Origin of the sequence: Terrirubrum flagellatum (genome assembly GCF_022059845.1) — a bacterium.
Lineage (GTDB): Bacteria > Pseudomonadota > Alphaproteobacteria > Rhizobiales > Beijerinckiaceae > Terrirubrum > Terrirubrum flagellatum.
This window is the reverse complement of the sequence record NZ_CP091851.1, coordinates 2,774,107-2,798,747: the sequence shown is the minus strand read 5'-3', so window position 1 is coordinate 2,798,747 and position 24,641 is coordinate 2,774,107. Positions and strand designations below refer to the sequence as shown.

General features: G+C 64.0%; 25 protein-coding genes and 1 riboswitch. Of the genes, 13 read left to right on the top strand and 12 right to left on the bottom strand.

Going from position 1 to position 24,641, the window contains the following annotated elements; genetic code table 11:
• Positions 1-10: 10 nt before the first annotated feature.
• A riboswitch (TPP riboswitch) is annotated at positions 11-125 on the top strand.
• The 5 genes from thiM to L8F45_RS13600 all read left to right on the top strand — a co-directional run bounded on the left by thiM (position 117) and on the right by L8F45_RS13600 (position 3,603).
• Entirely contained in the window at positions 117-911 is a 795-nt protein-coding gene (thiM, locus tag L8F45_RS13620) for a hydroxyethylthiazole kinase (protein WP_342358428.1), read from the top strand. (Overlaps the previous riboswitch by 9 nt.)
• On the top strand, positions 908-1,573 hold the full coding sequence (gene thiE, locus L8F45_RS13615; RefSeq protein WP_342358427.1) for a thiamine phosphate synthase: 666 nt from the start codon (positions 908-910) through the stop codon (positions 1,571-1,573). The genes thiM and thiE overlap by 4 nt, the downstream gene beginning before the upstream one ends.
• Positions 1,570-2,367, top strand: a complete 798-nt coding sequence (gene thiD, locus L8F45_RS13610) for a bifunctional hydroxymethylpyrimidine kinase/phosphomethylpyrimidine kinase (RefSeq protein ID WP_342358426.1) — start codon at positions 1,570-1,572, stop codon at positions 2,365-2,367. The genes thiE and thiD overlap by 4 nt, the downstream gene beginning before the upstream one ends.
• A 214-nt stretch (positions 2,368-2,581) precedes the next feature.
• Complete coding sequence (locus L8F45_RS13605) at positions 2,582-3,256, top strand: hypothetical protein (protein WP_342358425.1); 675 nt, start codon at positions 2,582-2,584, stop codon at positions 3,254-3,256.
• Positions 3,253-3,603, top strand: a complete 351-nt coding sequence (locus L8F45_RS13600) for a diacylglycerol kinase (protein ID WP_342358424.1) — start codon at positions 3,253-3,255, stop codon at positions 3,601-3,603. Before L8F45_RS13605 ends, L8F45_RS13600 begins: the two co-directional genes overlap by 4 nt.
• An 11-nt stretch (positions 3,604-3,614) precedes the next feature.
• Here the strand turns inward: L8F45_RS13600 and L8F45_RS13595 are convergent, their stop codons facing one another.
• Positions 3,615-4,448 (bottom strand): outer membrane protein, encoded by an 834-nt coding sequence (locus tag L8F45_RS13595; protein ID WP_342358423.1) that lies wholly within the window; start codon positions 4,446-4,448, stop codon positions 3,615-3,617.
• A gap of 255 nt (positions 4,449-4,703) precedes the next feature.
• Between L8F45_RS13595 and L8F45_RS13590 the strand changes: the two genes are divergently transcribed.
• Positions 4,704-5,087 (top strand): hypothetical protein, encoded by a 384-nt coding sequence (locus L8F45_RS13590; protein ID WP_342358422.1) that lies wholly within the window; start codon positions 4,704-4,706, stop codon positions 5,085-5,087.
• Positions 5,088-5,186: 99 nt separating this feature from the next.
• On the top strand, positions 5,187-6,935 hold the full coding sequence (locus tag L8F45_RS13585; RefSeq protein ID WP_342358421.1) for an NAD+ synthase: 1,749 nt from the start codon (positions 5,187-5,189) through the stop codon (positions 6,933-6,935).
• A 44-nt stretch (positions 6,936-6,979) separates the two neighbouring features.
• Here the strand turns inward: L8F45_RS13585 and L8F45_RS13580 are convergent, their stop codons facing one another.
• Positions 6,980-7,957, bottom strand: a complete 978-nt coding sequence (locus L8F45_RS13580) for a hypothetical protein (RefSeq protein ID WP_342358420.1) — start codon at positions 7,955-7,957, stop codon at positions 6,980-6,982.
• A 589-nt stretch (positions 7,958-8,546) separates the two neighbouring features.
• Between L8F45_RS13580 and L8F45_RS13575 the strand changes: the two genes are divergently transcribed.
• Complete coding sequence (locus L8F45_RS13575; protein WP_342358419.1) at positions 8,547-9,515, top strand: dienelactone hydrolase family protein; 969 nt, start codon at positions 8,547-8,549, stop codon at positions 9,513-9,515.
• Between the two features lie 433 nt (positions 9,516-9,948).
• Positions 9,949-10,911, top strand: coding sequence for a serine hydrolase domain-containing protein (locus L8F45_RS13570; RefSeq protein ID WP_342358418.1), 963 nt, complete (start codon positions 9,949-9,951; stop codon positions 10,909-10,911).
• Between the two features lie 51 nt (positions 10,912-10,962).
• On the opposite strand, the gene L8F45_RS13565 is transcribed toward L8F45_RS13570, so the two are convergent.
• The 8 genes from L8F45_RS13565 to L8F45_RS13530 form a co-directional block, all read right to left on the bottom strand.
• Positions 10,963-11,844, bottom strand: coding sequence for a DMT family transporter (locus L8F45_RS13565; RefSeq protein WP_342358417.1), 882 nt, complete (start codon positions 11,842-11,844; stop codon positions 10,963-10,965).
• Between the two features lie 84 nt (positions 11,845-11,928).
• Entirely contained in the window at positions 11,929-12,627 is a 699-nt protein-coding gene (locus L8F45_RS13560; RefSeq protein ID WP_342358416.1) for a helix-turn-helix transcriptional regulator, read from the bottom strand.
• Between the two features lie 108 nt (positions 12,628-12,735).
• Positions 12,736-13,881, bottom strand: coding sequence for a DUF2865 domain-containing protein (locus L8F45_RS13555; protein ID WP_342358415.1), 1,146 nt, complete (start codon positions 13,879-13,881; stop codon positions 12,736-12,738).
• 27 nt (positions 13,882-13,908) lie between these two features.
• On the bottom strand, positions 13,909-14,532 hold the full coding sequence (locus L8F45_RS13550; protein ID WP_342358414.1) for a hypothetical protein: 624 nt from the start codon (positions 14,530-14,532) through the stop codon (positions 13,909-13,911).
• 73 nt (positions 14,533-14,605) lie between these two features.
• Positions 14,606-15,157: a MarR family winged helix-turn-helix transcriptional regulator gene (locus L8F45_RS13545; protein ID WP_342358413.1), complete on the bottom strand. Its 552-nt coding sequence runs from the start codon at positions 15,155-15,157 to the stop codon at positions 14,606-14,608.
• A 64-nt stretch (positions 15,158-15,221) separates the two neighbouring features.
• Positions 15,222-15,836, bottom strand: a complete 615-nt coding sequence (locus L8F45_RS13540; RefSeq protein ID WP_342358412.1) for a GNAT family N-acetyltransferase — start codon at positions 15,834-15,836, stop codon at positions 15,222-15,224.
• A 114-nt stretch (positions 15,837-15,950) separates the two neighbouring features.
• Positions 15,951-17,063: a TRAP transporter substrate-binding protein gene (locus L8F45_RS13535; protein ID WP_342358411.1), complete on the bottom strand. Its 1,113-nt coding sequence runs from the start codon at positions 17,061-17,063 to the stop codon at positions 15,951-15,953.
• A gap of 77 nt (positions 17,064-17,140) precedes the next feature.
• Complete coding sequence (locus tag L8F45_RS13530) at positions 17,141-17,980, bottom strand: tryptophan 2,3-dioxygenase (RefSeq protein ID WP_342358410.1); 840 nt, start codon at positions 17,978-17,980, stop codon at positions 17,141-17,143.
• Between the two features lie 118 nt (positions 17,981-18,098).
• Between L8F45_RS13530 and L8F45_RS13525 the strand changes: the two genes are divergently transcribed.
• On the top strand, positions 18,099-19,304 hold the full coding sequence (locus L8F45_RS13525) for an aminotransferase class V-fold PLP-dependent enzyme (RefSeq protein WP_342358409.1): 1,206 nt from the start codon (positions 18,099-18,101) through the stop codon (positions 19,302-19,304).
• A 66-nt stretch (positions 19,305-19,370) separates the two neighbouring features.
• Entirely contained in the window at positions 19,371-20,384 is a 1,014-nt protein-coding gene (locus L8F45_RS13520; RefSeq protein WP_342358408.1) for a fumarylacetoacetate hydrolase family protein, read from the top strand.
• An 87-nt stretch (positions 20,385-20,471) separates the two neighbouring features.
• Here the strand turns inward: L8F45_RS13520 and L8F45_RS13515 are convergent, their stop codons facing one another.
• Complete coding sequence (locus tag L8F45_RS13515) at positions 20,472-20,885, bottom strand: GFA family protein (protein ID WP_342358407.1); 414 nt, start codon at positions 20,883-20,885, stop codon at positions 20,472-20,474.
• 186 nt (positions 20,886-21,071) lie between these two features.
• The gene (locus tag L8F45_RS13510) at positions 21,072-21,725 is read right to left on the bottom strand and encodes an alpha/beta hydrolase (protein WP_342358406.1); all 654 of its coding nucleotides are present in this window, start codon (positions 21,723-21,725) and stop codon (positions 21,072-21,074) included.
• Positions 21,726-22,727: 1,002 nt separating this feature from the next.
• Between L8F45_RS13510 and L8F45_RS13505 the strand changes: the two genes are divergently transcribed.
• Together L8F45_RS13505 and metZ are read left to right on the top strand one after the other, a co-directional pair.
• Complete coding sequence (locus L8F45_RS13505; protein WP_342358405.1) at positions 22,728-23,300, top strand: DinB family protein; 573 nt, start codon at positions 22,728-22,730, stop codon at positions 23,298-23,300.
• Positions 23,301-23,401: 101 nt separating this feature from the next.
• Positions 23,402-24,598, top strand: a complete 1,197-nt coding sequence (gene metZ / locus L8F45_RS13500) for an O-succinylhomoserine sulfhydrylase (RefSeq protein ID WP_425329919.1) — start codon at positions 23,402-23,404, stop codon at positions 24,596-24,598.
• Positions 24,599-24,641: the final 43 nt, after the last annotated feature.

Below are 24,641 nucleotides of genomic sequence, written 5' to 3'. Positions count from 1 at the left end.
CGCTATATCGAACGCATCCGAGGGGAGCTTCGCGCCTGATGGCCTGAAGCTGAGACGGCGATCCCGCCGGACCCTTAGAACCTGATCCGGGTCATGCCGGCGGAGGGACGGACGTCATGCAGGACATCGCGTCGATCATTTCGGCCGTGCGCGCGCAGCGGCCGCTGGTTCACAACATCACCAACTATGTCGTGATGAATTTCAGCGCCAATGCGCTGCTCGCCTTCGGCGCTTCGCCGGCGATGGTGCATGCGCCCGAGGAGGTCGAGGATTTCGTCGCGATCAGCTCAAGCCTCGTCGTCAATATCGGCACGCTCGACTCTCGCTGGGTTGAATCGATGAAGCTTGCGGCGGCGAAAGCGAGCGCGCTGAAGAAGCCCTGGGTGCTCGATCCCGTCGGCGTCGGCGCGACGCGCTTCCGGCTTGCGACGTCGCAGGCGCTGCTGGCGCTGAAGCCCGCGATCGTGCGCGGCAACGCCGCCGAGATCATCACGCTGGCGGGCGCAAGCGGCGGCGCGTCGAAGGGCGTCGACTCGCTCGCCGCGTCGAGCGAGGCCATCGGCGCGGCGCGCGCTCTGGCGCGTTCGTCCGGCGCTGTCGTCGTCGCGACGGGCGAAAACGACATCGCGACGGATGGCGAGCGAGTTTTCTCGATCGCTGGCGGCTCCGCGCAGATGACTCTCGTGACGGGAACCGGCTGCTGTCTCTCCGCGACAGTCGCGGCGACCGCCGCGGTCGCATCCGATCCTCTTTCGGCGGCTGTCGCGGCCTGTGCCGTCTACAAGGTCGCGGCCGAGCGCGCGGCGTCGGAGGCGAATGCGCCCGGCTCGCTCGCCGTCGCGTTCCTCGATGCGCTGCACGAGTTTCAGCCTGACGACTATGCGCGTCTGGCGCGGATCGAAACGCTGTGATCGCCGCGCGCCGGCGCGCCGCCGATCTTCGCGTCTATTTCGTCACCGACCGCGCGCTCTGCGCGGAACTCGGCCTCGTCGAAACCGCGTTGCGGGCCATCGCCGGCGGCGCGACGCTCGTGCAGTTGCGCGATCGCGAAGCAGGGGGCCGCGAACTTCTTGAGATGGCGCGGGCGCTGGTCGCCGCTGTCCAGCCGCTTGGCGTTCCCGTGATCGTCAATGATCGGCCTGACATCGCGCGCGCGGCCGGCGCCTGGGGCGTTCATGTCGGGCAGGACGATATCCCCACTGCAGCGGCGCGCGAGATCATGGGCGCGGATGCGATCGTCGGCCTCTCCATCACCTCGGAAGCGGAAATGCGGGCCGCGCCTTTCGATCTCGTCGATCATCTCGGCGTCGGCCCCGTCTTCGGCGCCGGCGTGAAGACGGATGCGAGTCCCACGATCGGGCTCGACGGCTTGCGCGCCTGCGCGGCGCTGTCGCGCAAACCCGTCGTCGCCATTGGCGGCGTCAACGCGTCGAACGCCGCCGCCTGCGTCGCGCATGGCGCCGACGGCGTCGCTGTCGTGTCCGCTATCGCTGGTCAGCCCGATCCGAAAGCTGCCGCGGCCGCGCTGCGAAAGACGGTGGATGAGGCTCTCGCCATGAGGAGCGCCGCATGACGCCGATCGCCGTCACCATCGCGGGCTCCGATTCCGGCGGCGGCGCCGGCATCCAGGCTGATCTCAAGACTTTTTCAGCGTGCGGCGTCTATGGCGCGAGCGTCATCGTCGCGCTCACCGCGCAGAACACGCTGGGCGTGCAGGGCATCCATGATGTTCCGCCCGCCTTCATCGCGCAGCAGATCGATTCCGTCTTCTCCGATCTCGCGGTCTCGGCGGTGAAGATCGGCATGGTCTCCAACAGCGCGGCGATATCAGCCGTCGCCGACGGCCTCGATCGCTTCGGGCAGACAAAAGTCGTGCTCGATCCCGTGATGATCGCGGCGTCCGGCGATCGGCTGCTTGCGCCCGATGCGATTGAATCAGTGCGCCGCCTGCTCGTCCCGCGCGCGCTGGTGATCACGCCCAATCTGTTCGAGGCGGCGGCGCTTCTCGACGTCGCGCCTGCGCGCGATGAGAAGGAGATGACCGAGCAGGCGCGCGCGCTGGTCGCCATGGGCGCGCCGGCCGCTCTCGTGAAGGGCGGTCATGGAACGGGAGCCGAAAGCGTCGATACTCTCGCGACGGCGGACGGCGTCGAGCGTTTCGCGGCAAAGAGGATCGATACGAAGAACGGCCACGGCACCGGCTGCACGCTCTCCGCGGCGATCGCGGCCGGGCTCGCGCGCGGCCTGGCGCTCGGCCCGGCGGTGGCGGAGGCGAAAGCCTATCTGACCGCCGCGCTCGATGCGTCCTCGCGATTGAAGATCGGGTCAGGGCAGGGGCCGGTTCATCATTTTCATCAATGGTGGTGAGCGCCGCGGCTACTCGTAACTGCTGGCGAAGGTTGTAGTCTCACGCCGAATCGATCGCTGAGCGCGAATGCTGGCCGAGCTTGCCCTTCATCTCATGACACCTGCGCCCTGGCGCTTTTGGCGGCTTGGGCTCGTCAGCGAGAGCGTTGGGCTCGGATCGCGCGGACGCCGGCGCAGCAGCGATTGGGCCTCGCATGAAGCGAGATGCCATCAGGTGATCCGGCGAGCGGTCGAGGAGCTCGACCGCCGCCGCACGCTTCTCCTTTTGGGCTCGGGTTATTTGCGCGACGCGCCGTTCGATGAGCTGGCGCGCACGTTCGAGCGGGTCGTGCTCATCGACGCGGTACATCCTTTGGCGGCGCGCCGGCGGGCGCGGCGCTATCGCAACTCGGAGCTTGTGACGCGCGATCTCACCGGCGCCGTCGACTGGATGATGGGCGCAGCGTCGGAGCGTGTCGATCCGCTGCGCGAATGGCGCGACGCGCAAGTCGATCTCGTCATCTCAGCCAATCTGCTCTCGCAGTTGCCGATCCGGCCGGAGGAGTGGCTGGAGAAGCATTCGGAGCGCGCCCGGGAATTGCCTGCCGATTTTCTGGCGCAGATCGTGCGCTGGCATCTCGAAGATCTTCAGAAATTTTCCGGCCGCGTGTGTCTGCTGACCGATGTCGAAATGGCGGAGCATGCGCGGGATGGAAGCGTGGTTGATCGTCTCGATCTGATGCGCGGCGTGGCGCTGCCTCCGCCCGATGAAAGCTGGAGCTGGATGGTCGCGCCTTTCGGCGAACTCGAGCGCGATCGCTGCTACATCCATCGCGTCTGCGGCTACGTCGATTTCGTGGCCGCGCAGGCGCGCGCGCCAATCAATCCCGAACGCCGCATTGACGCATGAAACGACTCTTCTACGCCTGGTTCAACTCCATGCGCGGCCTGCGCGACGCCTTCGGAAGCGAGGAGGCGGTGCGGCAGGAACTAATGCTGCTGGCGGCCGGAATCGTGCTGACGCCCTTCGTCGCGGGGAGCGCATCGCATGGCGCGCTGCTGATTGGCGTTCTTCTTCTCGTGCTGACGGTGGAGCTGCTCAACACCGCGATCGAGAAACTGTCCGATCACGTCGCGCCCGAGCGGCACGAGGCGATCCGCTATGTCAAGGATGTGGGGTCTGCGGCGGTGCTCTGCTCGATCCTGATTGCGGCGCTGGTTTGGGGCGCCGCGCTGATCGATCACATTTTCATCTGACGCGTCGCGCGTCAGAATTTCACTGCGACAGCGGCGCGCACCGTATTGATGTCGAGCGGAATGTTCGTGTCGTCGAAGCGCACGAACTGATATTCGCCGCGCACAAGGACGTTCGGCAGGACGAGATAATCGATACCGGCGCCGAATGTGCCGCCCACGACGTAAAGATTCCGCTTGCTGAAGGTCGATGTCAGGATCGGCGCGTCGGCGGCGGACGGCCCCGGCGCCGTCGTGTTGAAGGTCAGACTGAGCGTGTTGGTGTAGGAGCCTTTGCCGACGGCGAGGCCGGCGGTGACGAAAGGCATGAAGTTTCCGACGGCCCAACCGGCGCGCGCCCGGAACGTGGCGTAGGAGTCGAGCTTGGCCCGCGTCGTGCCAGTGAGCGAGGAATAGCCGACGCCGACGCCGTTGATGTCGACGGCGGTGATGGTCTGCTGCGCGGTGCGAGAGACGTTCAGGCTGCTGGCGTCGGCCTCGACGCCGACGACCGCGTCGCCGAAGACCATGTTGTAGCCGACGAAGCCGCCATACTGCGCCACCTGATCCGATCCGAGCTTGTAGGTGAAGGTGCTGCTCTGGCGAAAGCCGTCTGGCACCGTCACCCTGCTCACGCCGCTGTAGAAATTCGACATCAGGCTGTTCGCGCTCGTCGCGGTGTCGCCGAACTTGGCGGCGGAATAGCCGGCGAAACCGCCGATATAGAAGCCTTCCCACTGAAGCTGGTCTTCGCCTGACGGGCGCGCCGCAACCGGCGGCGCGTAGCTGCCGCGCAGGACGGGGAAGTCGGCGGCCAGCGCAGGCGCCGTCGCAAGGATCGACAGGGCGAGGGCAGGGGCAAAACGCATGCGAATCTCCGGGCGGCGACGCAGGCGAACCTCCACGCCGTGCGGCGATCATGGATCGTTAACGTTATCAGGACGTAAATTCCGGAAACGACGCGCAGTCGCGAAACGAGACAGTTCGCTGGTCGGCCGCCCGGGCCGCCTGCCGCAATCCCGCCATCAAGCATTCAGCGGAACTTCAGGCCGGATGGAATAGTTAATGATTTCACGGCTGGAAGCGGCCTGACGTTCGACCGCTGGCCCGGCAGGGAGTTGAACATGCTTTATCGCAAGACCTTGGCGGCCCTTGCGGCCGCGGCGATCGCCGGAAGCACGTTGGTCGCCACGACGGGAACGGCTGACGCGCAGTGGCGCGGCGGCTGGCGGGGAGGCGGCGGCTGGCACGGTGGCGGCTGGCGCGGCGGCGGCTGGGGACGTGGCGGCGCAATTGGAGCCGGCATAGTCGGCGGCCTGGCGCTTGGCGCGCTCGCGGCCTCGGCGGCGAACCCCTATTACGCCCCGACCTATGGCTATTACGACGCGCCGGCCTACGGCGACGGCTATTACTATGACGGCTATGCGTCCCGCTGCTGGATCGAGCGCCGCCGCGTGGCGATCGATCCCTGGACCTATCAGATCCAGCGCGTTCGAATCTGCCGCTGATCAGTTGAGCTCAATATGAGCATAAGCCCTGCCTGACAGGCGGGGCTCCTCTGTCGCCGCCGGCTTGGACGGGCGGCGGCGCGCGCGTTAAATGCGCGCATGACCGCTCCTTTTCCCCAGAAGCTCGTTCTCGCCCTCGCCCAGCTCAATCCGACCATGGGCGACGTGGCCGGCAATCTCGCCAGGGCGCGCGCTGCGCGGTCCGAGGCCGCCGCCGCCGGCGCCGACCTCGTGATGTTCTCAGAACTCTTCCTCTGCGCCTATCCGCCGGAGGACCTGGTTCTCAAGCCGGCGCTGCAGGAGGCCTGTCGCGAGGCGCTGGAGGAGATCGCCCGCGACACCGCCGATGGCGGCCCCGGCGTATTGATCGGTCTGCCCTGGCGCGAGGACGACAAGCTCTACAACTCCTATGCGCTCGCCGATGGCGGCCGCATCGAGGCGATCCGCCACAAGGTCGACCTGCCCAATTACGGCGTGTTCGACGAGAAGCGCGTTTTCGACGCCGGGCCGCTGCCCGGGCCGGTGGTGTTTCGCGGCGTGCGCATCGGCATTCCCATCTGCGAGGATATCTGGGGGCCTGATCCGGTCGAATGCATCGCGGAGACGGGGGGCGAATTTCTTCTTGTCCCGAACGGCTCGCCCTATCGCCGTGGCGTCATCGATGAGCGCCTGAGCGTTGCGGTGGCGCGCGTCGCGGAAGCGGGCCTGCCGCTGATCTATCTCAATCAGGTTGGCGGACAGGACGAGCTTGTGTTCGACGGCGCGTCCTTCGCGCTCAATCCCGACAAGCGCTTCGCCGTGCAATTGCCGGCCTTCGCCGAGACCATCGCCATCATCACGCTTGTCCGTGAAGGCGAGGGGTGGCGCTGCCTTGATGGCCACACGGCGAAGCTGCCGCAAGGCGACGAAGCCGACTACGCCGCCTGCGTGCTCGGCCTGCGCGACTATGTCGACAAGAACCGTTTCCCCGGCGTCGTGCTCGGCCTCTCCGGCGGCATCGATTCCGCGATCTGCGCCGCCATGGCGGTCGATGCGCTCGGCGCCTCGCGCGTTCATTGCGTGATGATGCCGTATCGCTACACCTCGCAGGACTCTTTGAAGGACGCGAAGGAATGCGCCGAAAGTCTTGGCGTGCGCTACGACATCATCCCGATCGCCGAGCCGGTCGAGGGATTTGAATCGGCGCTGAAGCCGATGTTCGCGGGAGCCAATCGCGACATCACCGAAGAGAATCTGCAGAGCCGCGCGCGCGGCACGCTGCTCATGTCGATCTCCAACAAGTTCGGCGCGATGGTGGTGACGACCGGCAACAAGTCGGAAATGTCGGTTGGTTACGCCACGCTCTATGGCGACATGAATGGCGGCTACAATCCGATCAAGGATCTCTACAAGATGGAGGTCTATCGCCTGAGCGCGCTGCGCAATCGCTGGAAGCCTTCGGGTTCGCTGGGGCCTGCGGGAATTGTGATTCCGGAGAACATCATCACCAAGGCGCCGACCGCCGAATTGCGCGAGAACCAGAAGGACCAGGATTCGCTGCCGCCTTACGAGGCGCTCGATGATATCCTCGCCTGCCTCGTCGAGCAGGAGATGCGTGTGTCCGACATCGTCGCGCGCGGCCATGATGTGGAGACCGTGAAGAAGGTCGAGCGCCTGCTCTATATCGCCGAATACAAGCGCCGGCAGGCGGCGCCGGGCGTGAAGGTCACGCACAAGAATTTCGGCCGCGACAGGCGCTATCCCATCGTGAATCGTTTTCGCGACGCCGGCCGCGCCGCAGCCTCGCGCGACGAAGCGCTCTACAAGACGAAAGGCGCAAGCGTCAGCGCGGATGCGTTTGATTTCTGAATCGCATCCGGAGCAGCTTGCGTCGCGGCGTGCATCGCAGCCGGCTATCCGAACCCCGGGATCTCATAGACATATTCGCCCTTGAGCCTGGGCAGATCGGCCGGCGGGTCGACGTATCTCGGATTGCTGACGAAATCGAGGCCCGTCGAGCCCGCATATCCAAACGGGTTTTGAACGTCAGGGGCGACAACCGGCGGAGGCGCCGGAACAACGGGAAGAATGGGGACGATCGTCGCCTGCAGGAACTCACGCGCGGAGTTATAATACTGCCCGGCGATCCCGGCCTTGGTGAAAGCCTTGACCGGATAGGAGTCGGGAGCGATGCCCTGTTGTGCAAAATGCCTGATGACCTGCGCGAGATAGAATGGAGCGGGCACGTAATGTCCGCTTTTGTTGGTGAGCATCATAATTCGCCCGTTATCGACCTTGATTTCCCCTGCGCAGGCGACGGGCGCGCCCGCAAGCAGCGATGAATGGTGCCGCAGGCCGGCGGAGTGCGAGGAGACATGCAGATTGCCCTCCGCGCTGACGACATAGATCGCGAAACCTGGACCGGAGAACGCGGTCACCATTTTGGCCGTATCGAGCGGGCGGCGTTCGATCGTTGTCAGCAGGCCGGCCTGAATCCGGACGAGCGTCAGGACCTGTTGAAGCTCGTTATCGTAGCGCACCATCGGTTGGGCGTCTGGCCAGAGCACGGCGCCGTCCCGGGAGACATTCGCTCCTTGCCGATGCAACCAGAGCCGCAAGCGGATGATAAGCCGCGCAACCTCGTCAGGGAGCGTTGTATTTCTCTGTTGCTGCTCGTGAAAGTTCGCCAGCGCGCGGACGCGCCCCGGCCCGTTCGGAACAGATGCGACCTGCGGACTGCGGGCCGCTGACTTCAACTCGCCATAGAATTCGATAGCGTCCTTCAGGCGCTTTTCGTCACGACCGAGAACCACGCGCCGCGCGGCGATTGAACGAATTGGATCGACAAGCTCATCTGCATATTCGTCTTCCAGCTTCTTCAGATGAAACATGAAGCCATTCCGTCGGGGGCAGGATTTTTGCCGATCGATATCGAAGACGTCACGTCAGGTGCCGCGGGCTGCAAGAAGACAAGACGTCATCGGCAGCGGAAAGTTCAAACACGGCGCGTCCTATCGACCACATGCGCATGGCTAGCATGAGCCGCCGCGAGAGGACTTTGCCGCCCGTCTCATTGAAGCTGGCCGGCTGTCTCAGGACTCGTGAAGTCATGGGCGTCGGCGCCTCGCCCCGGCTTGGTTTACGTTTGGCGGAAACCAAGCCTATCGAGATCACCAAGCGCTCGCGCGGATGGCATGAATGCGCATCGGGGCGGCGTCTCGGCCGGGCGAGCGTCCGTTCGAGTGACGCGGGCCGTCGCCTTTCGACCCTCCTGTGCAGATCGGTACGCGCGACGCACGCAAGGCGCGAACGAAGCTCTCTACAAGACGAAAGGCGCAAGCGTCAGCGCCGACGCGTTTGATTTCTGAATCGCTTTGCGCGTGGCGTATTCTCTCCGCGCCACTCCGCGATCCTTGACAGCGAAGCGGGGTTGCCCTTACGTCATTCTTTCCACGATACTCTGACGTCGGGGCTGCGGCGATGGTGAAGCTTTTCTTGGCTGCTGCTTCGCTCGCATTGATGCTCGCGTCGTCGGCCCAGTCTCAGATTGTTCCTCGCACAGAGCTTCATGCATTCCTGTCAGCGACGCCGACGGACCGTCAATTCCTGATCGGCGCCCAGGACGCTCCCTCCGTCACGCTCTCCGCCGAATTGCGGCTCCCCACCGCTGGCGCTGACCGTCTGCCGGTTGTGGTGTTGCTGCATGCGTCAGGCGGCATTAACGCCGGCGTCGTGGCGTGGGCCAACGAGCTGAATAGCGCGGGAGTTGCGACGCTGATGATCGACAGCTTCACCGCGCGAAAAATCGTCAGCACAGTGGAGGATCAGGATTCGCTCAGCCGCTTCGTGATGATTCTCGATGCTTATCGGGCCCTCGATCTGCTCGCGGCTCATCCTCGTATCGATCCGTCTCGCATCGCCGTGATGGGCTTTTCGCGAGGCGGCGGCCCGGCGCACTGGTCGGCGATGGAGCGATTTCGGATGATGCACGCCGCAAACTCCAAAGCACGCTTCGCTCTGCATATCGCTTTCTACCCAACCTGTAACCGCGACCTTAAGGATGCGCTCAACGTCGTCGCTCCGATACGCATCATTCATGGAACGGCCGACGACTATATTCCGATCAAGGAATGCCGCGAACTGGTTACGCGGCTTCAGGCGGCGGGCAAGGACGCGACTCTGTTGGAAGTCGAAGGCGCGCACCATGTTTTTGACAATCCTGCGGGCGCCCCTGTTCGATTGGCGCAGGCGCAAACCACGCGCAATTGTCCGCTCATTCGGGAAGCCGACGATGGCGCGCTCGTAAACAGCGTGACCAACAAGGCGTTCTCCTATGCTTCCGATCCTTGTGTCGAGAGAGGCGTTACAGTTGGCCGCAATGCCGATGGTCTGTCGCTTGCGCGGAAGGCTGTTCAGACAGCCCTCACTGAAGCGGGTTTTGTCCGATAGAGTTCGCCTCCAGGTTTCGGCCGCCTGAAATATGCCGATGCGCCCCGACGCGTTTGATTTTTGAGCGCGTTGATAAGGGCTCGTGAGTTCACGATTTCTGGGTGCTTCATTCGTCGCCGGCTATCGCAAAACGGCCCGTTCGATTGACATTGTAAGTGTAAAAGCAGTTCAAAATCCGCATCGGAAATGGGGCATGTCCGCAGCGCCGCTTCCCCTCCTTCGATTGGCGATTTTGGCCCTCTGCATTTACGGGCTGGGGAACGGGCCTGCGCTTGCGCAAACCGGCGCTTGTCCGCAAACCGAGTCAGACGACATCGCCTCGGCGCCGCCGGAACAGGTGGGGATGCGATCGGGACTGCTTGCCGACGCGATCAAATCGCTTCGTGGGAAAGACCGGGATATTCATGCGCTGGTGGTTCTCCGAAATTGCAGGATGGTGGTCGAACTGTATGCGGAAAAGGTGACGCGCGATCACAACCATGCGCTTTATTCCGCCACCAAGTCGATCCTGGCGACGCTTGTCGGCGCGCTGCTGCGAAGCGGAGGACTGTCGTCGTTGGACGCGACCGTGGCGGATATCGTCGCCGCGAGCGCGAAGCTTGATGCGAACAGCCTGGAGAAGGCGCGACGGATTCGCATCAGGGACGCGATGTCGATGTCGTCAGGTCTCGAGCACCATAGCGATCCCGTACGCCATCCGATCTATGGCGCCGCCGACCGCTTGCAGTTCGCTCTCGCTGCGGCCCTCATTCATGCGCCGGGAAAGCGATTCAATTACAGCAATGGCGACGCCTCGATTGTCGACGCGGTTGCGACGGTGGCGGCGGGAAGGGATCTGCTCAGTTACGGCAATGAAGTCTTGTTCGGACCGCTTGGCTTCAAGAATGTGGAATGGTGGTTTCGCGACAAGGCCGGCAGATATCCGGGAGGATGGGGCCTTCGGCTGCGCGCCGTCGATATGGCCAGGTTCGGTCAGCTTTATCTGCAGAACGGTCGTTGGCGGAACAAGACCATCATTGATTCCGAGTTTATTGCGGACGCCTGGAGACCAAGTCCGGCGGCGTCGAAATACGGGTTGTTCTGGTGGCGGTGGGTCCGAAACGATCCGGGAGTCGGGCCGGTCCATTTCGCGAATGGGTTCAAGGGACAACGCATTTTTGTCGTGCCGAAGCACGGCATTGTCATTGCCCTGAGCGCCAATGTATCAGACGCCGCTGTTGACGAAGCTTACGCCGCGCTGGTTCGCGCCGTTGTTTCGGCCGTGCAGGGAAACGGACCGATCGATCGGCCAACCGCCGACGCTGACAAACTCGCCGAGCAGCTTCGCCTGCCATTCTCCGGCAAGCCCGGGGCGCTGTCGCCGTCAGGGCAGGATTCGCCGCAGCTTCCCAAATAGAGCCGCGATCATTTCAGGCCGATCGCTTGCGCTCGCTGCGCCCCTCGCGTCTCATGCATTCTTTTCTCGCGGTCTGGTGCTGGCGAGCAGCACCGCAGCAACGGCCGCCCCAACGACAAGAATTCCGCCAACGAGCGTCGTCGCAGGGGGAATCTCGCCAAACGCGAGCCATACCCAGATCGGACCAAGCACAGTTTGCACCCTGCTGATGAGCGAGGAGCGCAACGCGGAGATGTGGCGCGTGCCGATCGTGAGCAGGACAAGCCCGAGGCCGAACTGGACGACCCCGAACAGGATGAGGAGCCACATCGTCTCGCCGGACGGCGCCGCGTCGCCGGCGAAGGGCCAGGCGATCGCCGCCGAAAGAAAGGCCGACAGGCAACTCGCCGGAAGCATCGATATCGATCGCTTGAGACGCATGATCACGATCATCAGCGCAAGCGACAGCGTCATCGCGAGGGCCAATAGCGCGCCGGCGATGTTGCCTGACATTGTGCTCTGACTGACCATGATCGCGACGCCGACGAGCGCGATCAAGCTACAGGCGATAGATTTCCAATCTTCCTTTTCACCAATGATGAGCCAGGCGAGCGCTCCGCTTACGAACGGGCTCGTGGCGTTGATCGCCATGACTTCCGTCACGGTGGTCATTTTCAGGGCGCTCAGGTAGCAAACAGTCGCGAACGCCGAAAGAAAGGCTACGAGCAAACCTGACCATCCGATCGCCCAGATCGTCTGGAGCGTCGCCTTTTTCTGCTTAACGATGATGAAGAGCAAAACAAACCCGCCCGCGAACAGGCCTCTCCAAAACAATGTCGTGAATGCGTCAAGCGGGATCAGCCGGGTGAAAAAACCCGCGATGCTGTAAAAGACGGCCGACGCGGCGACGAGCGCCGATCCAAGCCATGACCGTGTATCGCTATCGCTCTGCATCTGCGCATCGTCCTCTGCGCGCAGACCGATAGCGGAAGCCCACTGACAGCGTTCTGTCAGCACAGTTGAACGAGCCGCAGCCCCCTATTGCGGAACAGCATCCTCCTTGAGGTGATATTGTCGCCATTCCGCCATGAGGCGAGGCGCTTCGGTCGCAAAGCTCTCGGCCAGAACCGTGCAGGTTTCGATCCGTTCGATGCGGAAATGCCTGAAATCGCCGCGCAGTTCACACCACGCAGCAACCAGGGTTGCATCGACGTAGTAGACCATGGCCACCGGGCGGATAATACGGGCCGACCGTTCTCCGGCCTTGTCCACATAGCCGATCAACAGCTTGGACGATGTGCGGATAGCATTGCGGAGGTCGGCAAGATCGAAACCGACCTGCGCCGACGCGCTGCCGTCTGAAATCCAAATGCGGGGAGACGCCAGCGACGGCCGTACAGATTCGGGAACGACGGTCGTCAATTTGGAGAGAACTCTTTCCGCTGCGCTTTGCAGCTCATTGTCGCGCAGGCGACGCACCATTCGTACTCCGACCGCGATCGCGTCGATTTCGTCAGGCGTGAACATCAGTGGCGGCAGGTCGTACCCGCGACGCAGCATGTAACCTACGCCGGACGCGCCTTCGATCGGCACGCGTCGCGCCTGAAGCGTGGCGATATCTCGATAGATCGTCCTGATTCCCACCTCCAGGTGGGCGGCCAGCCAACTCGCGGTCAAAGGCTGGGCGGAACTCCGCAAAGCTTGAATGATGTCAAACAGGCGGTCGGCGCGGCGCATGGAAAGTGATCGCTCTCACGACATCGGCTCGTGGCGGCGCAGCATATCAATATGGTTCGATAAGCGAACTGATCTCCGGTCAATCCAACGAATGCCGGGACTGAACGCCTAATCGCTCGCGCGCGGCAGATTCTTTTCGACGTGAACGTTCGGGCCGACGGTGCGCACGGGTCCACGCGGAGGCAGGGCCTGCGTCGCGGCCGGCGGCTCGTCTTTGCGCGGCGCCGGCTTGATCGGCGTCATCGTCACGAGGCCCTTTGGCTCCGGCGGGAGATATTCGGGCTCAAGCTCGGGATTTTCAGGCAGGGGTTCGGGGTCGATCGCCTGAAGGCGCCTGCGCGGGACCGCCCGCGCGACCGGCCCGCTTGATGGCCGAAGATCGACTTTTTCCTCCGGCGCTTTCCCGTCGGGGCCGACGACCATCTCGCCATTCTGCGGGCCGTTGATTTCATCAGCGCGTCTCAGCGTGGTCGACCATGTCTCGCCCGGCCTCTTGCAGCCGCACGTCGCGGAAATCGTGCGCCTGAACTGGTAGGCGCGCGGCAGGCTGGCGTAGCGCACGCCTTGGCTGTCCGTCGCCGCATCCATCGATGATCCATTGTCGAGAAAGAAGGCGTGCGTCTGGCTTGCCGGACACAGCGCCTGGCACATTTCATCAGCGCCTTCGCGCCCGCCGGGACTCGATTGCAGCGGGAAATAGAATCCGTCGCAGCTTCTCACGCACATGGCGCGGCCGAGGCCCGCCGGCTTCGGCGGCTCCATCGCCGATCGCTGATCCTGATCATCGATGACGACGCGCGATCCACTGTCATTGGGTTCGAAATTGCGCGATGTCGCCGAGAGAGCGGACGTATTGCATTGCGTCTCGACGTCAGCGACGAGCGCGCCACGCCGCCGCGCATCGCTCATTCCGCCGCCGCCAGCTTGCAGCCGCGCGATCTGCGCTTCGACCTGACGACAATTCGGCGGCCGCGCGAACATCGGCGTCGCGCCGGCGTCGCAGCCGATGGAGCGATAATAGGCGATCCATCTGGACAACTCGCCGCCGCCCGACGCGGCGCTGCTGCGATCGAAAGCGGCGAGCTCGGCGCGCGCGATTTGGCATGCGGTCTGGGCGGCCGCAGGCGCCGCCGCGATGAACAGCAGCGCGGCCTTCGCAGCCAGCAGAGGAGTGAGCCTGAATTTCATTTCCGGGCCCGATGACAGGCGACGCCCGCGCGAGAGATCATCATCCTCGCGCAGGCGGCGCGCCATGAGGCGGCAGAGGTGGTAAACGCTTCGTTACCAGTTGCGGCGCGTGCGGCCGATCCTGTCGAACCCGTCATCGATGAAGCGGATCAGCATGCGCTGCTGGCGTGGATTCATTTCGCCGAAGAAAGGTTCGGCGGCTGTGGCGATCTTGCGCAAGCCATCGGCGCGCCGCGCCATGTCGTCCGCCTCAAGACGCATCAGAGCGAGATCGTTCGGGCGCGCGTCGGGTGCGTCAGCCATGTCGCTGCGGGTCATGTCGCCGCGGCGCTCGCGGTTGAGACCGCGCCCGGTTTCCTCGTCGAGGGCAAGGCGGCCGCGCACGACGCCGAGGCCATATTCGCGCAGAGCGTCGCGGACGTCGCCCCATTTCCCATCCTGTTCCGGGCTGAGGCGAAGGCTCGCCTTGAGCTGGGCGATGCGCGCGTCGATTTCATCGGCGAGTTGATTCTCTGTCGGGCCGGCGCGCTCGGGCGCCATCGTCGCCTGATCCTGCCGCGATGGCCCGGGCGTGGTCGCGGGGAGCGGGGCCGGGGCGGGAGCCACGGTCGCGGGAGGCGGATTGGGCGGCGGGCTTGCGGGCGGCGTCTGCGCGAAGCTCGCGCCTGCGGCGACGAGCGCGATCGCGGCCGAACCGATGAGAAGGCGGCTGTGCATGAGGATTCCTCCGGCGGGAATAGGGGCCGAACGCGCCCGGACCTCCGGAGTTCCTGATCGCGGGAGCGGAGTTTCAGCCGCCTTCGCTGTTGCCCTGTTCGCGCTTGATTTCCTCAAGCAGCGTCCGCGACCGCCTTGTCAGCGTCGACATCGCGCTTTCCACCGCGGCGCGCTCGGTGTCGCTCAAATCCTCCAGCAGACGCACCTCATAGCTCAGCGCCAAGGGCACGATCGCGTCATAGACCGCGCGGCCCTCGCCGGTGAGCGACAGGAACGCCTCGCGCAGATCGTTCTTGTTGATCTCGCGCCTGACCAGGCCGCGGCTGATGAGGTCGCCAACAGCGCGCGACACCTTCGTCTTGTGCATCTGGCTGTGGGCGCCGATGGCGTGCGCGGTCAGCCGGTCCTGATCGCCGAGCGTCGCGAGGATGCGCCATTCCGGAATGGAGACGCCGAACTGGCGGGAATAGAGCCGCGCCACGCCTTCGCTGGTCAGCGCCGCGAGCACGTTCAGGCGATAGGGCAGGAAGCGATCGAGATCGAGCCGGCGCTGCGCGCCGCCGGCCGGGATGCGTTTCGCAGTCGACATGAGCCCCTGAATCGGAATGGTTACAAATGCAACCATTAGGCGCTTCGCGTTGGCCGTCAAGGATTGTGGGCAAGGCAAGCAACTTGGCCCGCGGAACGCCTCAGCGACGGCCCATCCAGATGGTTCTGCCGGCTTCGCTATGCCCGGAAGACAGTCGCGCGAAGCCTTGATTTGACCAGAACCTGAGGGCTCGCTCATTCGCCCGGTTCACTCCCACATGGACAGCGACGGCGCCATGTCTCTGGACGCGCGTCATCCATTCCGAAACCAGCAGGGCACCCACGCTGCGCCCCTGAATTCTCGCCCGCAAATTCACATGCAGATGCGCGGGGTAGGCTTTGATCACTTCGTGGGGAGGGCTCTCGGGATGATGGATGGCGAAAGCGCGGCGTTGATCGGCCGACCAATCGCTTGATGGGGTGGCTCCTGGATCAGCATATTCACGGCGAAGCTTTGGCCACCAATCCGCCTCAAGCCGCTCGCGCCAGCTTTTCGTATCCAGCGTGCCCAGCGCAAATCCGGCGACGCCGATTTCATCTTCGGCGACCAGCGCCAGATCCGGTTCGAGAACGGCGTAGGGCGCGGAATAGATATGGCCGATCAGCTTGCGATCTTCGTACAGATGAGAGGCGTCGCAGCCCTCATGGCCGGTTTCCAGCGAGATGGCGTAGAGCTCTTCCAGATCGACGGGTCTGAACGGCCTGATCTCAAGCATGGTCACGTCCGGCCTGCGACGTCTCCGACTTAGCGATCGACGGGCGACCTAACTCCCGCTTCGAGAGAGCCGCGCGCGGCGCGCGCGACTCCGGATTTAGGCGCAGCCAGAGACTCAGGCGCGGCCCCTGGTGCGCACCATGAAATTGTCGAACGAGAATTCGCCGACCTGCCACCAAAGAAGGCTCTCGGCGCGGAACGCGTTGTAGCTGTCGAGCGCCTTCTTGAAGCTCTCATTCTTCGCGGCGATTTCGGCGTAGAGCTCGTTCGCGGCTTTCAGCGACGCCTCCATGACAGGCAGTGGGAACGGCTTCAATTCCGCGCCCTGTCCGACCATGCGGCGCAAAGCAGCGGGATTGAGCGCGTCGAAGCGGCTCAGCATGTTGTTGTTGGCGAGTTCGCACGCCGCCTGGAAGATCGCCTGATAATTTTTCGGCAGCTTGTTCCAGGCGTCGAGCCCGACGACGACATGCATCGCCGCGCCGCCCTCCCACCAGCCGGGATAGTAGTAGTATTTCGCGATGCGGTGCAGGCCGAGCTTCTCGTCGTCGGCGGGCGCGACGAATTCCGCCGCGTCGATCGTGCCGCGTTCGAGCGCGGGATAGAGATCGGCCGGCGCAATGTTCTGCGGCACGACGCCAAGCTTCGCCAGCACCTGGCCGCCGAAGCCGCCGATGCGGAATTTCAGCCCCTTGAGATCATCGACCGAGTTGATCTCCTTGCGAAAGAATCCGCCCATCTGCGTGCCGGAATTGCCGGCGGCGAATCCGATCGCGTTGAACTTCGCGAGCGACGCGTTGATGATATCGGCGCCGCCGCCATGATGCCACCATGCATGCTGCTGGCGCGCATTGAGGCCGAACGGCGTGCCCGTGCCGAAAGCGAGCACCGGGTCCTTGCCTGAATAGAAATAGACCGGCGTCTGCGCGCATTCGACGGCGCCGGACTGCACCACGTCAAGCGCCTGCAGGCCCGGCGCGATCTCGCCTGCGGAGAAGGTCTGGATCTGGAATTTGCCGTCGGTCGCATCGCTGACGGTCTTCGCCAGCACAACGGCCGCGCCATAGATCACGTCGAGCTGCTTCGGGAAGCTCGATGTCAGGCGCCATTTGATCTCGGGCGCCGACTGGGCGATGGCGGGGGCGGCGATGGCGGTTGCGCCTGCGACGGCCGCGCCTGACGCGGCGAGAATGTTGCGGCGGCTGACGCTTTTCTGGCTCTCGGTCATGGGGCGTTTCCTCGATGATTGCCCCGTCTGAAACATATTTGCCCGGCCAGCGATAGGGGACGAGACAAGCCGCCGGATCATAGCACCGTGCGGACGTCCCAGAGCTCGGGGAAGAAGGAGCGGTCGAGCGCGGTCTTGAGATAGCCGACGCCGGAGGAGCCGCCAGTGCCCGGCTTGAAGCCGATGATGCGCTGCACCGTCTTCACATGACGGAAGCGCCATTGCTGGAACCAGTCCTCGATGTCGATCAATTCTTCCGCGAGCTGATAGAGATCGAAATAGCGCTCGGACTGACGGTAGATGTCGGCCCAGACGTCGCGCACGCGTTCGTCGAAAACGCGCGCGACGCTGAAATCGCGCTCCACCGCATCGGCGGGAACCGGCAGCCCGCGCCGCGCCAGCAGCGCCAGCGCCTCGTCATAGATGCTGCGCGCGTGAAGCGCTTTCTCCAGCATCGCATGGCTGTCGGGATCGTGGCGATGCGGCAGCAGCATCTTCGCGTCCTTGGCGCCAAGCTGGAATTCGACGAGGCGGTATTGATACGACTGGAATCCCGACGCAGGGCCGAGCGACCAGCGGAATTTCAGATAGTCCGCCGGCGTCATTGTCGAGAGCACGTCCCACGCCTGGATGAGTTGCTCCTGGATGCGCGTCACGCGCGCCATCGCCTTGAAGGCGAAGGAGAGGTCGTCGCTGCGGATCGCGTTCATCGCCGCGCCAAGCTCATGTGCGGTCAATTTGAGCCAGAGCTCCTGCACATGATGCACGATGACGAACAGCAATTCGTCATGCTCGTTCGTCTGCGTCTTCTGCGCGGAGAGAAGCTGCGGTAGGTTGAGATAGGCGCTGTATGTCATCCGATCCTTCAGATCGAGATGCATGCCTTCCTCGATGCGGCTTGCGCTCGGATCGGTCATTGCGAAGCCTCCGGTCGGGCTTTTCCGTCAGATGTTTTAAGCTTAAAGTAATTGGCGTCGGGCGCAAGCGGCGGTATCCGCCGCGGCCTGAAAGTAAGCGATCGGGAGAGGCGAACGCATGTCGGTTTCCGTGGTCAGGGGCGCGCTGCCGGCGCGCATCGCCGAAGGCTTCTCCATCTTTCGCGCGATGTCGGGCGACCGGCTGCACTTCGCCGCCCACAGCCATCACTGGTGGCCCGACGTGGCGCGCGAGGCGCAGCTTGCGGCCTGGGACGATGCGGCGCGCCTCGTTGATGACAAGTGGGAGCATGTGCTCGGCGAAATCTGGTCCGACGTGAAGAAGCGCATCGCCGCGATCCTGCGGCTGCCCGATGAGAACACGCTCGTTCCCGCGCCGAACACCCACGAGATCATCAACCGGCTGCTGTCCTGTTTTCCCGCTGATCGGCCGACGAAGATCATTTCAACCGACGGCGAATTTCATTCCTTTCGCCGTCAGAGCGATCGGCTGGTTGAAGAAGGCCTCATCGAGTTGATCACCGTCCCGACAGAACCCTTCGCGACCTTCGCCGATCGCCTCGTCGCGGCGACGCACGCTGAGCCTGATGTCGACATGGTCTTCGTCAGCCAGGTGCTGTTCAATTCGGGCTTCGCGCTCACCGAACTCGAAAAGCTGGTCGATCAATTATCCGCGCCCGGCCGCTTCATCGTCATCGACGGCTATCACGGCTTCATGGCGCGCCCGACCGATCTTTCGCGCATTGCGGATCGCGCCTTCTACATCGCCGGCGGCTACAAATATGCGATGGCGGGCGAGGGCTGCTGCTTCCTGCATGCGCCGCCCGGATTTGGCGCCCGCCCGCGCAACACCGGCTGGTACGCAAGCTTCGGCGCGCTCAGCGCGAAGCAGAGCGGCGTTCCCTACGCCGAAGATGGCTGGCGCTTCATGGGCGCGACCTTCGATCCCTCCGGCCTCTATCGCATGCGGGCCACGCTAGGCTGGCTCGCGAACGAAGACGTCGGTCCCGCGGAACTGCATTCACACGCCGTCGCCCTGCAGGAACGTTTTCTCGATGCGGTCGCGGCGCGGCGCTGCGGCCCGTTTGAAGAAGCGCAGCTTGTCGTTCCGCGCAGCGAAAAAGCGCGCGGCAATTTCCTCACCTTCGCGCATCCCGACGCAAACGCCTGGTACAGGCGGCTGCATGAACTCGACATCGTCGCCGACGTGCGCGGCGACCGGCTGCGGGTCGGCTTCGGCGCCTATCACACGGCCGAGGATGTCGATCATCTAATCGCGCGGCTGGAGCAGCGCTGGCGCGGCTGAAAGCCGCCGGCTCGACCGGACGGGATTGGCGGGCTATCCAGTTCACCCAGCCGCAAGAGCCCGCCCATGAAGCTCGCCTCCCTCAATGTCGGCCGTGACGGACGGCTTGTCGTCGTCTCGCGCGATCTCACCCGCGCGGTGGAGGCGGTCGGCATCGCCGCGACCTTGCAGGCGGCGCTCGATGATTGGGCGCATGTGGCGCCGCGCCTCGCCGATCTTGCATTGCAGCTTGAGGTTGGCTCCGTGCCGTCCTTCCGCTTCCACGAGCATGATTGCGCCGCTCCCTTGCCGCGCGCCTATCAGTGGGCCGATGGCTCCGCCTATGTGAATCATGTCGAGCTCGCGCGGAAGGCGCGCGGCGCGTCGCTGCCGGAGACATTCTGGACGGACCCTCTGATGTATCAGGGCGGTTCGGACTCGTTTCTCGGTCCGCGCCAGCCGATCGCTCTGCCTGACGAAGCGCATGGCGTCGATTTCGAGGCCGAGATCGCCGTCGTCACCGACGATGTCCCGCTGGGCGTCAGCGAGAAGGATGCGCGCGATCGCATCGCGCTGGTGATGCTTGTCAACGACGTCTCGCTGCGCAATCTCGCCGCTGCGGAAATCGCCAAGGGCTTCGGCTTTTTTCATGCGAAGCCGTCGAGCGGATTTTCGCCTGTGGCGGTCACGCCTGATGAGCTCGGCGCGGCGTGGGACGGCGGCAAACTCTCGCTGCCGATTTTATCGAGCCTCAATGGTCGCCTGTTCGGGCGCCCGAACGCAGGCCGCGACATGGTGTTTGAATTTCCGCGTCTGATTTCTCACGCCGCCAAGACGCGTTCGCTTGGCGCGGGCGCGATCATCGGATCAGGCACAGTCTCCAATCGCGACGCCGACGGCGGTCCCGGCAAGCCGGCGGATGAGGGCGGCGACGGCTATTCCTGCATCGTCGAACAGCGCGCCGTCGAACAGTTGCGCCACGAAGAGATGCAGACGCCCTATCTCAAGACAGGCGATGTCGTGCGCATCGAGATGAAGGATGCGAAGGGCCATTCGATTTTCGGCGCGATCGAACAGAAGGTCGAGAAGAGCGGCGCTTGATAGCGCCGGCGCTGATCAAAGCCGGTTGATCGGCCGCACTCCCGGTCTGCACGCGAAATCGCTAGCCCGTGCTTTCGCGACGGGCGCTCAACCCGGCATATTCTCGAATTGCGGGAGGTCGAGCGGCTTCGCCCATTCGAGGCGGCGCTTCGTGAACATTTCGACCACCGGCCTGATGCTTTCAGGATTGTCGAGGCTGCCGATCGTGACGAAGACCATTCCCGGGAAACTCTCGAGATTGCTGCTGAAGATTCTCGCGCCGCATTCGGGGCAGAAATTTCGATCCAAAGTCTTGCCGGACTGAGCGGTATAGCGAAACGCCTTCGGCCTGCCGCTGGTCAGCGTGAAATCAGTCTCCGGCACGCCGAAGAATGTGGCGGCTTCGCCGCCCGACGCCTTCTTGCAATCGAGGCAATGACAGACCGCGACGAAGGTCGGATCGGCATCGAACCCGAATTTGACCGCGCCGCAGGCGCATTGAGCCGTGTGCTTCTTCGCCATGGTCTGTCTCTCCTCGGGATGAACAAGCGCGCTGTGGCATGGGGGACGGTCGCCAGCGCCGCTCGTCGCTGTGACATAGTGGGAGATAGTCGGGCGCCCGATCAAGCTCAGGCGCGCTGATATATGGCGAGAGACAAGGGCGGCGTCTCCGCGTGAAGTCTGTTCTGGATGGATTGCGTTGTTTGCTTAAACCTGAGCCAGCAATATCTCGGCCAGAGCCTCAGGCTTCAGCCGCGCGACATTGTGCCCGCAATCGAGGGAGAAGGTCGACCAGTCCGGCTCGCCGCTCAAGCGTTGATAGAGGTCGAGGAACGGGCTTCCTTCCCATCCATGCGCGCCGATGAAGATCTTGCGCGGCGCTTCACGCCAACGTCCGCTGAGAGTGATGGATTGGAGAAATGTCCCCATCGGATGCGGTCGGCATCGCGGGTCGAGATGGGGAGGCGGGGCGCAGTTGAGTCCGTCCGCCTTCGCGCCTGCTATGAAGAGATCTCGAAAACGAGGCGTCGTCAGCGACCAGACGGAGTCGCCGGAGTCGGGGACATAGGCGTCGACATAGACCAGCGCCCGGATTTGCGGCGGCTCGGCGTCGGCCGCGCCGCTCACGATCATCCCGCCATAGGATTGTCCTACGATCACCAGATCGTCGCGAAGCGATCTCATGATGCTTGCGACCTCGCCGATGTGAGTTTCGAGATTGGCTGTAGGGGCGGGAGCATCGCCGAGCCCCGAAAGAGTGATCGGCAGGGCTTTGTGCCCGTGCGCAGTGAGTATCTCTGCGACCTTCTCGTAGACCCAGCCGCCCTGCCAGCCTCCAGGTATCAGGATAAAGGTGGCCATATATTCATCCCTGATTTTGACGCGTGTGTTGCTTCGGCGCCTCTTCGGCCGAAATCAAGACCGCTGTGCGGCGCTGTGTCAGTTTCGAGCCGCAGCAGAACGATTCCTCCCGTGTCGGGCTGTTTCTCTCCAGATGTCATGCCCGGCCTTGAGCCGGGCATCCAGCTTCCATCCGCGATGTTTGAGCGGCTGTCTGGATCGCCGGCTCAAGGCCGGCGATGACGGCGGGAGGGCGGATAACGACCGTGAGGATAAAGGCGCGCACCAAATGCAGAATAGGACTTGACGCCTACTGATTATAGTCCTACATTCATCGCATCCTCTCCCAAACGGGGCGTCTCGCGAGCGTTTCGGGATGCGGGAGAGGAGCGGCGGCAGCTGTGGCGGGTGGAGTAACGCCCCCCCCAACGGCGAGCCGGGCCCAAGACGCGAGGTCGTGCAGCGGTCAAGGACAGACCGCCGGCGCAGTCGTCGGCCACCGCGGAGGCTCCCCGAAAGGAGAGCCTCTTACAGAGAAGGAGGCGCTGCGCAGGAGAAAGGGAAGGCCAGAATGTCCGCCTTCCCGCGCCCTTGCGGAGCAAGCCTGAAAACGCCGCGCGCGGGGCGGTCGGTTCGCTGATCTGGCGGGCTGGCGTTCCCAACATACTTTTTCGCGCGAGGCCGCCAGCGTCGCGCGAGCCACACCGCCTCGCGCCCCCTCTAGGGGCAGGCAAGCGAAGAAGAAGGAAGATCAAAGCCGTTGGAGTTTCAGCCGTTGCGAAAGCGGACGGGGATTTTGCGCGCCTGCGAATTGCCGTCATCCCGGGCGCGCCGCAGCGCGCCAGCGTTGCGGCGCAGACCCGGGACCTCAAAGGGATTAGCCAATCACAACGCGATCCCGGATCTGCGGCGCATCATTGCATGCTGCGCCGCGTCCGGGATGACGGCCGGCCAAATGCGTGGCGCACTGATTGAACAATCTGCCTGCCGCGTTATTCCATTTCGCGACAAAGGAGCAGACCCATGTCCCTCGCCACTCACATGCGCATGATGGCGCGCAACAATCTCTGGTCGAACCTGCGTCTGCTCGGCGCCTGCGCGAAGCTTTCGAACGAAGAATTCCGCGCGACACGCACGAGCTTCTTTCCCTCGCTGCACGAAACGCTCAATCACATCCTCGCCGTCGATCGCTATTATATCGATGCGCTCGACAATGGCGGACTGGGGCCGCGCGCCTTCACCGAATTCAAGCCTTATGACGATGCGGCGTCGCTCGCCGAGGCGCAGGAGGTGAGCGATCGCAAGCTGCTTGCGATCTGCGACGCCGAGACCGAAGACAGCCTGAAGCGGATGGTCGCGACCGATCGCGGCGAGAAGGGCCGCGTCGACGAGGTGCGCGGCGACCTCATCGCGCATCTTTTCCTGCACCAGATCCATCATCGCGGTCAGGCGCACGCCATGCTGGCGGGGACATCAGTGAAGCCGCCGCAGCTCGACGAATATTTCCTGAACTACGACCGGCTCTCGTCCGGCCCTGAACTCAGGAGCCTCGGCATCGCGACGCCGGAGGCGTTCAGGCAGGAACCGATTCCTTAGGGGAAGGCGATCGCCGGCAAATTTGTCCGTTCATTCGGAAATTCGTTCGACAAAGAGAACGAAATGGTTATAACGCGGCCCGTTCCGCGTGAGATCGTCCCTTGAGCCAGCCTGCCGCCCCCGCCAACTCCCTCCGCCTCGCCACCCAGATGGTCCATGGCGGGACCGAACGCTCGCAATGGGGCGAGACCTCGGAAGCGCTGATCCTCACCTCAGGCTTCGTCTATGAGCGCGCCGAGAACGCCGAGGCCCGCTTCAAGAATGAGGAGCCGGGCTTTCAGTACAGCCGCTTCGGCAATCCCACGGTCAGCATGTTCGAGGAGCGCATGGCGCTGCTCGAAGGCGCGGAGGCCGCGCGCGCGACGGCGACGGGAATGGCCGCCGTATTCGCGGCGCTGATGTGCCAGCTGCGCGCGGGCGATCATGTGGTCGCGGCGCGCGCCATGTTCGGCTCCTGTCGATTCATCGTCGAAGATCTGCTGCCGCGCTACGGCATCGCGTCGACCCTCGTCGACGGCAAGGACCTCGCGGCATGGAAGGCCGCGGTCCGCCCGAACACGAAAATCCTGTTCTTCGAGACGCCGTCGAATCCGACGCTCGAACTCGTCGATATCGCGGCCGTGGTGAAGATCGCGCGCGAGGCCGGCGCGCGCACTGTCGTCGACAATGTGTTCGCGACGCCCTTCGGCCATCGCCCGATGGAGCTTGGCGTCGATGTCGTCGTCTATTCCGCGACGAAGCACATCGACGGGCAGGGCCGCTGTCTCGGCGGCGTCGTGCTTGGCAGTCAGAAGCTCATCATCGATGAACTGCTGCCCTTCATCCGCAACACCGGCCCGTCGATCTCCCCCTTCAATGCATGGGTGCTGCTGAAGGGGCTCGAGACGTTTCCGCTGCGCATCGAGCGCCACGCCGCCAACGCCGCGAAAGTCGCGGACGCGCTGGCGGAAATGAAAGGCGTGAAGCGCGTGATCTATCCCGGCCGCGCCGACTTCGCCCAGGCCGAACTCGCGCGGCGCCAGCTCGCCAACAAGGGCTCGCTCGTCGCCTTCGATATCGATTCCGACAAGGCCGGCGCGTTCCGCTTCATGAATGCGATGCGCATCGTGAAGATCTCGAACAATCTCGGCGACGCGAAATCGCTGATGACCCATCCTGCGACGACGACTCATCAACGCCTCACGCCGGAAGCGCGCGCCGAACTCGGCATCGGCGCAGGCACGGTGCGTCTGTCGGTTGGTCTTGAGGACGCCGACGATCTCATCGAGGATCTCGCCGCCGCGCTGAAAGCGATCTGAAACAGGTTCGGCATGCGGCCGGCGCGCTTGCGCCGGCGCCGGC

Coding starts and splice junctions, on each gene's coding strand:
- thiM (WP_342358428.1), top strand. CDS start 117: ATGCAGGACATCGCGTCGATCATTTCGGCCGTGCGCGCGCAGCGGCCG.
- thiD (WP_342358426.1), top strand. CDS start 1,570: ATGACGCCGATCGCCGTCACCATCGCGGGCTCCGATTCCGGCGGCGGC.
- L8F45_RS13600 (WP_342358424.1), top strand. CDS start 3,253: ATGAAACGACTCTTCTACGCCTGGTTCAACTCCATGCGCGGCCTGCGC.
- L8F45_RS13595 (WP_342358423.1), bottom strand. CDS start 4,448: ATGCGTTTTGCCCCTGCCCTCGCCCTGTCGATCCTTGCGACGGCGCCT.
- L8F45_RS13590 (WP_342358422.1), top strand. CDS start 4,704: ATGCTTTATCGCAAGACCTTGGCGGCCCTTGCGGCCGCGGCGATCGCC.
- L8F45_RS13585 (WP_342358421.1), top strand. CDS start 5,187: ATGACCGCTCCTTTTCCCCAGAAGCTCGTTCTCGCCCTCGCCCAGCTC.
- L8F45_RS13580 (WP_342358420.1), bottom strand. CDS start 7,957: ATGTTTCATCTGAAGAAGCTGGAAGACGAATATGCAGATGAGCTTGTC.
- L8F45_RS13575 (WP_342358419.1), top strand. CDS start 8,547: ATGGTGAAGCTTTTCTTGGCTGCTGCTTCGCTCGCATTGATGCTCGCG.
- L8F45_RS13570 (WP_342358418.1), top strand. CDS start 9,949: ATGGTGGTCGAACTGTATGCGGAAAAGGTGACGCGCGATCACAACCAT.
- L8F45_RS13565 (WP_342358417.1), bottom strand. CDS start 11,844: ATGCAGAGCGATAGCGATACACGGTCATGGCTTGGATCGGCGCTCGTC.
- L8F45_RS13560 (WP_342358416.1), bottom strand. CDS start 12,627: ATGCGCCGCGCCGACCGCCTGTTTGACATCATTCAAGCTTTGCGGAGT.
- L8F45_RS13555 (WP_342358415.1), bottom strand. CDS start 13,881: ATGGCGCGCCGCCTGCGCGAGGATGATGATCTCTCGCGCGGGCGTCGC.
- L8F45_RS13550 (WP_342358414.1), bottom strand. CDS start 14,532: ATGCACAGCCGCCTTCTCATCGGTTCGGCCGCGATCGCGCTCGTCGCC.
- L8F45_RS13545 (WP_342358413.1), bottom strand. CDS start 15,157: ATGGTTGCATTTGTAACCATTCCGATTCAGGGGCTCATGTCGACTGCG.
- L8F45_RS13540 (WP_342358412.1), bottom strand. CDS start 15,836: ATGCTTGAGATCAGGCCGTTCAGACCCGTCGATCTGGAAGAGCTCTAC.
- L8F45_RS13535 (WP_342358411.1), bottom strand. CDS start 17,063: ATGACCGAGAGCCAGAAAAGCGTCAGCCGCCGCAACATTCTCGCCGCG.
- L8F45_RS13530 (WP_342358410.1), bottom strand. CDS start 17,980: ATGACCGATCCGAGCGCAAGCCGCATCGAGGAAGGCATGCATCTCGAT.
- L8F45_RS13525 (WP_342358409.1), top strand. CDS start 18,099: ATGTCGGTTTCCGTGGTCAGGGGCGCGCTGCCGGCGCGCATCGCCGAA.
- L8F45_RS13520 (WP_342358408.1), top strand. CDS start 19,371: ATGAAGCTCGCCTCCCTCAATGTCGGCCGTGACGGACGGCTTGTCGTC.
- L8F45_RS13515 (WP_342358407.1), bottom strand. CDS start 20,885: ATGGCGAAGAAGCACACGGCTCAATGCGCCTGCGGCGCGGTCAAATTC.
- L8F45_RS13510 (WP_342358406.1), bottom strand. CDS start 21,725: ATGGCCACCTTTATCCTGATACCTGGAGGCTGGCAGGGCGGCTGGGTC.
- L8F45_RS13505 (WP_342358405.1), top strand. CDS start 22,728: ATGTCCCTCGCCACTCACATGCGCATGATGGCGCGCAACAATCTCTGG.